At 32.7% G+C, this 12,969-nt stretch carries 8 protein-coding genes; 5 read left to right on the plus strand and 3 right to left on the minus strand.

What is annotated here, in order from left to right; genetic code table 11:
• Positions 1–57 precede the first annotated feature (57 nt).
• The 5 genes from C1X07_RS14035 to C1X07_RS14055 all read left to right on the plus strand — a co-directional run bounded on the left by C1X07_RS14035 (position 58) and on the right by C1X07_RS14055 (position 6,493).
• On the plus strand, positions 58–1,452 hold the full coding sequence (locus tag C1X07_RS14035) for a tetratricopeptide repeat protein (RefSeq protein WP_103070666.1): 1,395 nt from the start codon (positions 58–60) through the stop codon (positions 1,450–1,452).
• An 87-nt stretch (positions 1,453–1,539) separates the two neighbouring features.
• On the plus strand, positions 1,540–2,505 hold the full coding sequence (locus C1X07_RS14040; RefSeq protein ID WP_103070667.1) for a DUF368 domain-containing protein: 966 nt from the start codon (positions 1,540–1,542) through the stop codon (positions 2,503–2,505).
• Positions 2,506–2,508: 3 nt separating this feature from the next.
• Positions 2,509–3,528, plus strand: coding sequence for a DUF368 domain-containing protein (locus tag C1X07_RS14045; RefSeq protein WP_103070668.1), 1,020 nt, complete (start codon positions 2,509–2,511; stop codon positions 3,526–3,528).
• Positions 3,529–3,530: 2 nt separating this feature from the next.
• Positions 3,531–4,262 (plus strand): shikimate dehydrogenase family protein, encoded by a 732-nt coding sequence (locus C1X07_RS14050; protein ID WP_103070669.1) that lies wholly within the window; start codon positions 3,531–3,533, stop codon positions 4,260–4,262.
• Positions 4,263–4,402: 140 nt separating this feature from the next.
• The gene (locus C1X07_RS14055) at positions 4,403–6,493 is read left to right on the plus strand and encodes a DUF349 domain-containing protein (RefSeq protein ID WP_103070670.1); all 2,091 of its coding nucleotides are present in this window, start codon (positions 4,403–4,405) and stop codon (positions 6,491–6,493) included.
• Between the two features lie 117 nt (positions 6,494–6,610).
• Here C1X07_RS14055 and C1X07_RS14060 read toward each other — a convergent pair whose 3' ends face one another.
• The 3 genes from C1X07_RS14060 to C1X07_RS14070 form a co-directional block, all read right to left on the minus strand.
• Complete coding sequence (locus C1X07_RS14060; RefSeq protein WP_103070671.1) at positions 6,611–8,050, minus strand: RagB/SusD family nutrient uptake outer membrane protein; 1,440 nt, start codon at positions 8,048–8,050, stop codon at positions 6,611–6,613.
• A gap of 20 nt (positions 8,051–8,070) precedes the next feature.
• Positions 8,071–11,112: a SusC/RagA family TonB-linked outer membrane protein gene (locus C1X07_RS14065; protein ID WP_103070672.1), complete on the minus strand. Its 3,042-nt coding sequence runs from the start codon at positions 11,110–11,112 to the stop codon at positions 8,071–8,073.
• Between the two features lie 248 nt (positions 11,113–11,360).
• Positions 11,361–12,866, minus strand: a complete 1,506-nt coding sequence (locus tag C1X07_RS14070) for a helix-turn-helix domain-containing protein (protein WP_103070673.1) — start codon at positions 12,864–12,866, stop codon at positions 11,361–11,363.
• Between the last annotated feature and the right edge of the window lie 103 nt (positions 12,867–12,969).

The following is a 12,969-nucleotide window of genomic DNA, read 5'->3' on the forward strand; positions in this document are numbered from 1 at the left end:
AAGAGTGTGTGTTATGAAACTTTTTGATAATTTATGGAGCATCTTTAATCAACGTGTATGAAATTTAACCACGAAGAAGAAGAAGAAAATAATTTCTCAATTACTCGATATGAGTCTATGCTGAGATCTAATGATGTTAAATTTTTTGATTCAGATGAATTTGAATCTATTATTCATCACTATCTAGAAAATGGAAAAATTGCCAAGGCTAAAAAAGCTATTTCTTTGGGACTATCCCAACATCCATCATCTGTTAACCTTAAACTCTTACAAGTTGAAGTACTAGTTTTTGAAAATCGTTTGGATAAAGCAGATAGCCTACTAGCACAATTATATGCAATAGAGCCCGAAAATGAAGAAATTTATATCCAAAAGGCCAATATCCTTTCGAAGCAAAATGAGCATTTAAAAGCAATAGAGCTATTAAATATGGCTCTAAGCTATGCCGATGATACAGCAGATGTTTATTCTCTTATAGGGATGGAATATCTTTTTATGGATGATTTTGAAAATGCCAAAATCAACTTTATGAGATGTCTAGAAGCAGATAATCAGGATTATTCTGCACTTTATAACGTAATATATTGTTTTGACTTTCTTGAACAACACCAGGAGGCCATTGAGTATCTAAATATGTTTTTAGACAAAAATCCTTATTGCGAAGTTGCCTGGCATCAAATTGGCAAACAATACTTTGATTTGAATGAATATGAAAAAGCGCTTACCTCATTTGATTTTGCTATTATAAGTGATGAATATTTTATTGGCGCTTACCTTGAGAAAGGAAAAGTATTAGAGAAATTAAAAAGACATAGTGAAGCCATTGAAAACTATAGAATAACTTTAGAACTTGATGATCCTACTTCTTTTGCTCTATTAAGAATAGGAAAATGTTATGAAAGGCTAGGAAATGATGATTTAGCCATTCAACATTATTCTAAAACAGTTCATGAAGATCCATTACTTGACAAAGGATGGATAGCCATTACAGATTATTATATGCGTAAACGTGATTATCAAAAAGCGCTATATTATACCAATAAAGCAATAAATATCGATGGCGAAAATGTTTTGTATTGGAAACGTTATGCCAAAATAAACAATAGACTTGCTTTTTTTGAAGAAGCAGAACGAGGATACCGAAAAGCACTAGAATTAGGAAATTACGAAATAGAGACATGGTTAAATCGCTCTGATATCCTGAGGTATATTGGAGAACCTGATGCTGCGATACAAAACTTATATCAAGCAATTGAATTTTATCCTGATAATGCTGAAGTTCAATATCGACTTGCGGGACTATACTATGAAATGCAAGATTACGAAAAAGGAGAATATCATATAAGGAAAGCTCTTGAACTAGATTATGAGTACCATATTGTTTTAGAAGAACTGTTTGAAAAAATTTTTAATCTTACGTTGGTTAAAAATATCATTTCTGAATACGAATAATTCTAAAAAAGACTAGTTTTTTTCTAATAGATTACATTCCAAAAATCCATACATTTGTTTTGATTAAAAAATCAAAACACAAAAGGAATGCCTAGAAATCTTAAGGAATATCTTATCATCTCTGCAAAAGGATTAGCCATGGGGGCAGCAGATGTAGTCCCTGGAGTTTCCGGAGGGACAATTGCATTTATATCCGGTATATATGAAGAATTAATCGAAACCATTAACAATTTAGATTTTGGTTTCTTTTCAACTTGGAAACAAGAAGGCTTTAAAGCCTCCTGGAAAAAATATAACCTTTCCTTTTTATCTGCACTTTTTTTAGGTATTATCACTAGTATTCTTTCGCTTGCTAGACTTATTAAATGGTTACTGCATAATGAACCTATACTGCTTTGGGCTTTTTTCTTTGGGTTGGTACTTGCTAGTATTGTTTATATAGGAAAACAAATTACAGTATGGAAACCAAAAGTGATTTTTGGTATCGTTTTGGCTGCAGTGCTCTCCTATTTTATAACTATTGCAGAACCTCTATCTTCTCCAGATAGTAATTGGTATCTAATGTTTTGTGGGTTTATTGCAATCATAGCAATGATACTCCCTGGAGTATCTGGTGCATTTATATTGTTAATTTTAGGAGTATATCAAACAGCCATCGATATTCTTAATCAATTGAGAGAAGGATTAGTGCACATGAATTTTGATATGTTATGGCAGGCAATTTCTAAAATACTAATCATGGCTATTGGTGCTATAATAGGTCTAAAGTTATTTTCGAAAGTACTTAATTGGATGTTTAAACATCATAACAATATGACTTTAGCTATTCTCACAGGGTTTATGATAGGGTCACTTAATAAACTATGGCCTTGGAAAGAAGTGCTATCCTGGAGAACTAATTCTGAAGGACTCAAAGTTCCTTTTATTGAAAAAAGTATATTACCTTCTCAGTTTGATGGAGATCCAAAGCTAATTTGGGTTTTAGGACTGGTCACTGTTGGTTTCTTATTAATCCTTACCTTAGAACGCCTATCTACGAAAAAAACAGATTAGCCTATGCAACAAAGTACACGAACCTTTACCGATAGACTTTTCCTTGTCATCAAAGGTTTAGCTATGGGTGCTGCTAATAAGGTACCCGGTGTATCAGGAGGCGTAGTAGCGTTTGTTGCTGGTTTCTATGAAGAGTTTATATATTCATTACAAAAAATAAATTTTAAAGCTTTTAAACTATTTATCAATTTTAGATTTAATAGTTTTTGGAGATATATTAATGGGAGATTTCTAGGTCTTCTAATTTTAGGAATGCTTATTAGTTACTTTAGCGTTTCTAAAATTCTGGACTATCTTATTGTTCATTACGAACTATATGTATGGGCAGCATTTTTTGGAATGATCATAGGTTCCATTTATTATATCGTGAAAGATTTTGATGATTGGAGTCGAAGAAATATCTGTCTTATTTTTATTGGTATAGCTATAGGAATTAGCATTAGCTTATTGGCGCCAGCAAAAGAAAATGACAATCTATGGTTTGTATTTGTCTGTGGTATTATTGGCGTATCGGGGATGACATTACCAGGATTATCGGGTTCTTTTATTCTCATACTATTAGGAAATTATGTTCTTTTGCTTGTTGATTCAGTAAATGCATTATACGATACTATAGCAGATCTAATACAATGGGATCTGTCATTTATTGACGATCCCAAAAGGGTTAGATTATTAAAAGTGCTAATCGTATTTAGTTTTGGGTCATTAACTGGTTTAGTCACTTTGTCACATTTTTTAGGATATGTCTTAAAGTATTATAAGAATGCAACTTTTGCTGCAATTATTGGGTTCATTACTGGCTCCCTTGGAGTAGTTTGGCCCTGGAAGTACAAAATATATAAAGTTGATGCTTTGGGCAATACACAAATTGATGCATTAGGAAACCCCATACTCGATAATTACGATCGTTATTTTCCAGATTTTACAATAATTGAAACCCATTTGGGGATCTTCTATATCCTTATCGGTATCGGTATCGTTTTGTGGTTAGAATGGTATGGTCAACGCACGCTAAAAACTTAAATATGAAAAAAACATACGGGTTATTAGGTAGAAATATCGATTACTCTTTTTCAAAAAGCTATTTCTCTGAAAAATTTAAAAAAGAGCATTTAGATTGCGAGTATAACAACTTCGATCTTAAAGAAATCAACGATATCAAAAAGGTCGTTAAAGATCCACTGGTTAAAGGCTTGAATGTTACGATACCCTATAAAGAGGAAATTATTTCCTATCTAGATGATTTAGACCCAATAGCAAAAGAAATTGGTGCTGTAAACGTTATTAAATTAAGTAAGGATCAAAAATTAAAAGGGTATAATAGCGATTATTATGGTTTTATAGAATCTCTAAAACCTTTACTAAACAGCACTATAAAAAAAGCATTAATATTAGGTACAGGCGGAGCTTCAAAAGCTATTGCTTATGCATTAAGTCAACTAGATATCGACTATATGTTTGTATCTCGAAATCCTGATTTTGATGAGCTAAACTATAATGATCTAGATGAAGATATAATACATGCATACACCTTAATAATTAACTGTACTCCTTTGGGAACACATCCTAATATTCATGATTACCCAAATATTCCTTATGAATACATCGGTAAGAACCATGTTTTATATGATCTAATTTACAATCCTAACGAGACCGCTTTTATGATCAAAGGAAAAGAAAAAGGTGCTAAAGTTACTAACGGATTACAAATGTTAATTCTACAAGCCGAAAAGGCTTGGAGCATCTGGAATACATAATTTCCTACTCAATATAGTAATAAAATTCTTACTTATTACGCATCGAAGTATTCTTAAAGTCTTTCAATAACTTTGAGGTTTTCTAATATGTTAGTATCTTAGTCAGGCATTAAGCTTAGATAAACAAAAACGTTCGCACAATGTCTACACGTGATAACCTGCCCAAGGCAGATGGAAATGGAGAGAATAAGACTAAAACTTTAGATGTAAATCTAGAAGTCGAAAATCAAGGAGCAATTACCTCAGAAGTCTCCGAGAAATCCGGTCAAGTACCTTCTGAACCTATAGAAGAGGCTAGTAATACTGAATCGAAAGAAGTTTCGGATTCTATAATTAATACACAAATTACAGATGTTCAGGAAGAAAAAGCTGAATCTATAGAGAATAGTTCATCTCCTAAAGAAGAGTCCGTACAACCTGAAGCTACTTCACAGAAAGATGCTCAAATTCAAGATCAAATGGATGAAGCAGTGGCAGAACATAGTGAAGACGAGACAACAATTGAACGCCATGATATCGAAAAGAAAGATTATCATGCCATGAATAAAGAAGAATTAATCAAAGAACTTCGGAATTTGATTAAGGATGAAAAAATTCAAACAATTAAAGAGCATGTTGAAGAAATTAAAAATGAGTTTAACGAAAAATTTAACGAAGAAGTAGAGCAAAAAAAGGAAGAGTTTTTGGCTGATGGCGGAGATATCATTGATTTTTACTATTCTACTCCCGTAAAAAAAGAATTTAATTCTGTCTATTTTGATTATAAAGAAAAGCGAAATGCTTATTATCAAAATCTAAAAAAAGATCTTCAGGAGAATCTTAAAAAAAGATTAGAGTTAATTGATGAACTAAAAGGGCTACTTAATGTAGATGAAAATATAAACACTACCTATAATCATTTCAAAAATATACAGGAGAGATGGCGTAATGCAGGACCGATACCAAGAGACAAATACAATACTGTCTGGAATACATACCATCACCATACTGAGAATTTTTATGATTTCTTACATCTCAACAGAGAGTTTAGAGATTTAGATTTTAAGCATAATCTTGAACAAAAACTTAAAATTATAGAACGAGCTACCGAACTAGCCCAAGAAACTGATGTAAACAGAGCATTCAGAGAGTTACAGCTACTTCATAAAATGTGGAAAGAAGATTTGGGACCAGTAGGAAAAGAGTACAGAGAACCTATCTGGGAAAAATTTAGTGCGCTGACCAAGAAAATCCATGAAAATAGACAGAAATATTTTAAAGATCTGGATAAAGTTTATGAAAAAAATCTAGATACAAAAAGAGAAATTATAGCCAAGATTGCAGAGGTTGGATCAGATCATCCCAAAAATCATAGCGGCTGGCAACATAAAATAAAAGAAATAGAAGAACTTAGAGATCAGTTTTTTAAAGCGGGAAAAGTTCCTTCAAATGTGAATGAAAAGATCTGGAGTGAATTTAAGACTGTTGTTAGAGATTTTAATCGCAATAAGAATTCATTTTACAAAAGCCTTAAAAAGGATCAGTTTGATAATCTAAGTAAAAAGATGGAATTGATTCAAATAGCAGAGGACAACAAAGATAGTGATGATTTTGCTACAGTTACTCCGTTAATGAAAAAAATCCAATCTGACTGGAAAAAAATTGGTCATGTTCCTCGCAAGGATAGTGACAGAATCTGGAAAAGATTTAAAGATGCCTGTAACTCTTATTTTGACAAACTTCATGCAGAAAGAAACGAAGCCAATAAAGAGGAAGTAGTTTCTTTAGAAAAGAAACAAGCGCATATTGAAAACCTAAAAGAGTTAAAGCTAGTAGGTGATCCAGAAGCTGATCTTGCTACAATAAAAGAAAATATTGCTCTATGGAAAACTTTGGGTAGAGTACCTTATAAAAAGAAAAACATAGAGAGTGAGTACAACAAAATTCTTGATGATCTTTTTCAACAGCTTAATTTGAGCCGTAAGGAAACTGAACTCATTAAATATGAGAATAAACTGCATTCCTTATCTAATCAAACAGATGATCGCGCACTTAGAAATGAGCAAAACTTTATTCGTAAAAAAATTGATGAAGTTAATGGCGAAATTCGCCAGTTAGAAAATAATCTTCAATTCTTTAAACATGCCAAGGATGATAATCCACTTGTAATGGATGTTCAAAAGAATATTGAAAAACATAGAGAAAGCTTAGAAGTATGGAAAGCAAAACTTAATAAGATTAGGCAACTTTAATCTTGATTTATTATCGTTGAATCTTACGATAGTTCCATTCATTCTAAAAGATAAATTACCCATTAACTATTCATAGTTAATGGGTAATTTTTTAAAACTCAACAATACAAAAACCGATTAGTATCCCGGATTTTGTTGCCCTTGCAATGCTGGATTAGAGTTTATTTGATTAGCAGGTATAGGGTAGATAGTTTTATCTGCTCCAAATCCTGCTAATGTAAACTGTGGATTCCCTGCCTGTCTTAATGGTAATCTGTTTCTTAACAAGTCCATTCTTCTATGACCTTCACTAGCAAATTCTTTTAGTCGTTCATTAAGAATATCATCTAAAGTAACAGTAACCAAATCTGCAAGCCCTGCTCTTCCTCTAATAAGGTTAATATCATTAACCGGAGTGTCCCCAACACTTAATCCTCCTCGTAAGTTCGCTTCTGCTCTAATAAAATACATTTCTGTAATTCTAATAATAGGTAATGGATCGTTACCAGTTGCACTTATTTTGTTTTGAAAAATTTCTTCAACTCCATTTGTATCATTCCCAGGAATTGCTGCTTGTACTAATCTTAAATCTTTCCCTTCCGTATTTCCAGGTGCCAAAACACCACTCTCGAGAGCATTTACCAAAAACTCTGAGTAAAAAAGGTCTCCTCTACCTGCAGGAGATGGGTTTCCAAAATTATGAAGCCCAGAACCTCCAAATGTTCCATCGGTTGCAGTGTTTGCCAATACAAATACACTCTCATCTGATAATGTTTTATAAAAGGAATAATCAGAGGCAAATTCATATGAACCAGAATTAATTACCTCATTAGCCAAAGTAGCAGCTTCAGACCACTCTTCTCTATACAAACGAAGTCTTGCCAATAAAGCTTGAGCTGTACTTTTAGAAGCTCTGGTATTATCTGTACTTACAGGCAATCCTGCAATTGCATCTTCTAGGTCTTGAATAATAAATGCATGCACTGCACTTAAATTATCTCTAGGAAGATCAAAATCTGTTGGTGATGCTCCTCCATCAAAAGGTTCTTTAGAAATAGGAACACACAAGTTATTACCATTATCAAATTGAAACGGTTGTGCGTACACTCTAGCCATTTCAAAATACATCATAGCTCTCATAAACTTAGCTTCCGCTATAACAAGGGCTTTCTCTTCTTCTGTAAAATCTATAATATCGACATCTGGGACTTTAGTAATTATAAAATTGGCGTTATTAATAATTTCATACCCTTCGTCCCATGGTTCTTGTGTGATTGTATTTGTTGCTTGTGTAGCATATTCGAATAAATCTGCCAAAGATGTAAAAGACCCTACAAATGTAAGCTCATCAGATTGTATTCCGCTTAAGGCATATCTATTCCCATTTAAAGCATCAACCTCTCTTGCCTGCCCATATAACCCTGTAAGCGCACCTCTGATTGCAAATTCTGAAGAGAATACTACATCTTCTGTCAAACTATCCTCTGGACTAATTTCGAGTTCATCATCACAGCTATAAACGAAGCTTAAAACTCCTATCAATAGCAATATTTTATATGTTTTAAGAATTGTTTTCATTATATTCTATGGATTTAAATTTAAAAAGTAATTCTGGTTCCCAGTAAAAATTGTCTCGCTTGAGGTGCAGTAAAAAACGTTTCCCCTTGTATTAACGGATTTATATCATCTGTTACTTCTGGGTCAAAACCATCCAAATTACTATCTCCTTTAATTACGAACAAATTATTACCCGTAGCATATATTCTTATTTTCTTAAACAACTTACTATTTTTCAATAAACTCTCAGGGAGCGTATATCCGAAAGTTAAATTTCTCATTCTTAAGAAAGAACCATCTCTAAGCTGAAAAGTAGAAACCTGTCTATAAAGGTTTTCAGTAGGGCTACCTAATCGTGGATATGTTGCATTATCTCCTGGTTGTTTCCAATAGTCCAGAACATCTACTGATTGGTTAAATGTACCTACTCTATCAGGTGCTCCAACAAATCGCAATCCATCAAGAAATATATCATTCCCATACGTAAATGACATTAAGAAGCTTAAATCAAAATCTTTATAAGTAAACGTATTTGTTATACCTCCGTAAAAATCTGGTAACGCATCTCCAACCACAACTCTATCTGTATCAAAATTGGGAGTAGTTGTTACATTACCATCTCTATCAAGATATTCGGCATCTCCAGTTTGAGGATTTACCCCCACATATCTTACCAGATAGAAATTATTGGTTGATTGACCCTCTATAGCTCTTTGTCTGGCACCTGCCGCTTGAATAAATCTTCCTTCTGGTGAGTCGTTTGCTCCTGGCAGAGAGGTCACTTCGGTATCAATAAAGGAGATATTAAAATCGGTAGACCATGTAAAATTATCGGTAATGATGTTTTTGGTATTAAGTCCGATTTCCCACCCGCTATTTTTAAGTTCTCCTGCATTAGCAGTGATTGTTGCAAAGCCAGTAATTTCAGTGACAGGCACATTTAATAACAAATCTGTTGTTTTCTTATCAAAATAATTCACATTCAGATTTATTCTATTTTGAAACAACCCTAATTCGAATGCTAAATCAAGGGTGGCACTTTCTTCATAAGTCAAATCTGCATTACCAGCTTGAATAGGTGCAATACCTCCACTTCCATTATAATTATAAGTTGCAGGTAACAAAGGTACTGCCGATCCAAACAACCCTAAAGAAGGAAAAGACCCTCCAATTCTATCATTTCCTGATGTACCATAACTTGCTCTAAATTTCAGAAGGCTGATTTCTTCTATATCTTCCATAAATGGCTCTTCAGATACTACCCATCCTGCAGCCGCTGACCAAAAATTACCAAATCTTCGGTTTACTCCAAATCTAGAAAATCCATCTCTTCTAAAAGATCCCTCAACGAGGTATTTACCTTTATAATCATAATTTACTCTCCCGAAAGCTCCATATAAGCTTCTTTTTTCTCTAGATTGTACTGTTAAAGTGGGAACAGCACCATTAGAAACATTTCTTAAATCATCAGAAAGAAAGTCTTCAGAGGCTACATTAATTGTATTAAAAGTAGTTTCCTGATAGGATATCCCGGCAACTGCTCCTAAAGAATGTACCCCATTAAACACCCTATTAAAGTTTAAAGTGTGATCTGTAATAATTCTATTATCATTTGCAATAAAATTTTGAGCATTACCTCCAGGAGTCGTTCCTCCATCTGCAGAAGGGTCAATTAATTCTGGAATCCTGGTAAAATTATCAATTTGACTTCGATCAATTCCAAATGAAGCTTTATAGTTTAGACCATCTGCAAATGTGACAGTAGCGTTCATATTACCAATAACCCTGGTACTCTCTGATTGATTTACCTGCAATGCTTCTATGGCTTCAATATTCTGAATAAAATCATTATTGATAAAGTTTCCATTTTCATCTCTAGACTGTATAAATGGACGAATCAAATAAGCTGATGTCAAAGGTGCAAAAGTCGTATTTTCAGTATTAATACGGTCATTTAATGTATTGGTCACTGATAAATTCAAACCAAGATTCAACCAATCATTCGCTTTATGATCAAGATTTACTCTTCCGTTAATTCTTCTAAGGTTGTTTCCGATAATTCCTCCTTCAAGATCAGAGTAACCTGTACCTATAAAAAAGCTAGTTTTTTCTCCTCCACCCTGTGCTGATACATTATAATTTTGAGAAAATCCAGTTCTGGTTACTGCGTCTAACCAATCTGTACCATCAGAAGGAATATCGGTTATGGCTCCTATCCCGCTACTTGCTCCGGCTTGCCCTCTTTCAAAACGATATTGCGCATATTGTACTGGAGATAATATATCCGTTAAGTCAGTAACATCAGTAAAAGAAGTCCAAGCATCAAGATTTATTCTTGTATCACTATTCTTTCTCCCTCCTTTTGTTTTAATCAAAATAACCCCGTTTGCCCCACGCGAACCCCAAATAGCAGTTGCTGCGGCATCTTTAAGAACCGAAAAAGAAGCAATATCCTGAGGGTTTAAATCCGAAATAGGGTTCAATCCGGTATTTCCCCCATTATTAAAAGTGTTAATATCATCACTTAAAGGAACTCCATCAATTACAATAAGAGGTTGAGATCCTCCATTAAGAGAAGATACTCCTCTTACGCGGATTACATTAGCTGCTCCTAATACTCCGGAGCTTTGCGTAAATTGCACCCCACTAGTTTGTCCTTGAAGTAATTCTTGAGCAGTAACCGCAGGAATATCTTCAATTGCCGATGTTCTTATGGTTCCAATACTTTGGATTAGTTTTTTTTCTGTACTTGTTCCAAACCCAACTAAAACAATCTCCTCTAACTCTGAGGCAGCGGCAATCAATTTAACATTGATAGTATTACTATCACCAACCGCTAATTGCTTAGTTTCAAACCCCACATAACTAAAAGAAATTACCGTTCCTCGACTAGCTGAAATAGTATATACTCCATCAAAATCGGTTTGCGTTCCTCTATTAGTATTTTCAATAAGGACATTTACCCCTGGCAGTGGTAAACCCTTATCATCTGTAACTGTTCCTGAGATTGTTTTTTCTTGAGCAAATGCTATACTACATACAAAGAAAAACAACATTAAGAACTTGTAATAATGTACTTTCATAGATAAAAATTTTCAAAAAATTAATACTTAACATAGTTATTAGATAAAACCATAAAAGGAAGGCAAGAATATCTTGATGGCTAACTCAATTTTATTTCAAAAAACTCAAACAAAGTTTAAATGGAAATAGTCTACACTCAACCTTCCTGTTTATGATTATCTATCAAAGAAACCGGTTGTTACCACAAAATCAGGTAATCCCTATAAGTTTTTACCTCTGCCGAAGAAAGTTTACCAATACAATTCATTTAGGATTTAACATACTCAGATGGAGTAATCTTGTTGTATTTTTTGAACGATTTATTGAAGGTTACTTTATTATTAAAACCTACTTCATAAGCTACATCAATAATATTAACTTTTTTATGTTTGTCCATTTTTAAAAGCTCTTTAGCCTCTTCAATTCTATATCTATTAATCAACTCAAAAAAATTGAGATCAAAATGTTCGTTTATAACTTGCGATGTGTTATGTCTAGTGGTACCCAGAAACTCTGAAAGTTTCTGAAGATTGATATCATTTTTTCTATATATCTTTTCTTTATTCATTAAATCTAACAATCTATCTTTTAGTTCTAAGGATAACATATCGGTAAGACCAGAATTTTTATATTTACCCAATTCATCGTGCACACCTTTTTTGATTATTGCCAAGCTACCAAATATACCAGGCTGAACAAATGCTTTATAGCATATATATAAAACCAGTAAAGCGATTGATATAATTTGAAAATACATAGGAAAATCACTTGTAATACGTCTAATCATCAAAGTATCATAAATGACGTATGAAATTATGTGTAACGAGCAAAGAATAATAACATTTCTCTGCCAAATATGGTGCATTTTACTTACAAGTGTTTTACTCTGTATTGGTTTTATATATATCCTTATTACTAGAACCATATACACCAATAATGATAACAATTTAGTATCTGATATTAAGGTAATATATGGACGTTCATCATTCAACATTATCCACAACTTCTCTTCTCCTGGTAGATTATATACAGGAAATAACAAAAAGATTAATAAAAATGTAGGAATCAAATGTAATATGTCTATAAGTTTAAACTTATAATTTATGGTCACTCTTTTAAAATAGAAGTAAATAAGAGGACCATATAAAAATGAAAACAACGTAGACAAGTATAACGAATGTGGGAAGTAAAACTCATAATTTGTGGGTAGCAAGCCAATATTAATTATAAATACTGAATGCTGAAACAAAAACATACTCATCAAAAAGTTTGCTATTTTATCCGAACGTTTTCTAAAGTTTAAAACTACTGATATAAACACTCCGACAAAACCAACATACATACAAAGTATCCACCAGATATTTAATTTTTTATAGTATTTATCTGCTAATTTGTGGTAAGAATCAGAGCTACTTATCCAGTCAAAAGCATTATGCTCAATAAAAGAAACGTCCAAACTGCTTTTTATATATTTTTCAATATACATACATGCTAAATCTTCTTTATTGGCTTTAGCATAGGAAAAGGCGAGTTTTTTAAACAAAAATATTGAATCAATATTCTGATCATTTACAGTTTCAGAATATGGTTTTACACCTAATGCATAAGTTTTATCAAAATATTGTCTCTTATGAAGTACCAAAAGGGCATACTCCTTAGCATTCTTATTGCTTATACATGTTTCTTTATCAAACCCGTATACTTTGGAAGAAACAAATAAAACAAGAACGATTAATAAAAAAAATGATATTTGTGTTTTTTGAGTTAGCCACATAATTATTCATAGATAATTATGACCTATAATTTACAGTATCTATTATAAATTATAGGTATATATCAGTAGTCGGATTTATAAGGCAAAAATTACATCTTTTTAT

The organism is Aquimarina sediminis (assembly GCF_002895435.1).
Classification (GTDB): Bacteria; Bacteroidota; Bacteroidia; order Flavobacteriales; family Flavobacteriaceae; genus Aquimarina; species Aquimarina sediminis.

Coding starts and splice junctions, on each gene's coding strand:
- C1X07_RS14035 (WP_103070666.1), top strand. CDS start 58: ATGAAATTTAACCACGAAGAAGAAGAAGAAAATAATTTCTCAATTACT.
- C1X07_RS14060 (WP_103070671.1), bottom strand. CDS start 8,050: ATGAAAACAATTCTTAAAACATATAAAATATTGCTATTGATAGGAGTT.
- C1X07_RS14050 (WP_103070669.1), top strand. CDS start 3,531: ATGAAAAAAACATACGGGTTATTAGGTAGAAATATCGATTACTCTTTT.
- C1X07_RS14040 (WP_103070667.1), top strand. CDS start 1,540: ATGCCTAGAAATCTTAAGGAATATCTTATCATCTCTGCAAAAGGATTA.
- C1X07_RS14045 (WP_103070668.1), top strand. CDS start 2,509: ATGCAACAAAGTACACGAACCTTTACCGATAGACTTTTCCTTGTCATC.
- C1X07_RS14070 (WP_103070673.1), bottom strand. CDS start 12,866: ATGTGGCTAACTCAAAAAACACAAATATCATTTTTTTTATTAATCGTT.
- C1X07_RS14065 (WP_103070672.1), bottom strand. CDS start 11,112: ATGAAAGTACATTATTACAAGTTCTTAATGTTGTTTTTCTTTGTATGT.
- C1X07_RS14055 (WP_103070670.1), top strand. CDS start 4,403: ATGTCTACACGTGATAACCTGCCCAAGGCAGATGGAAATGGAGAGAAT.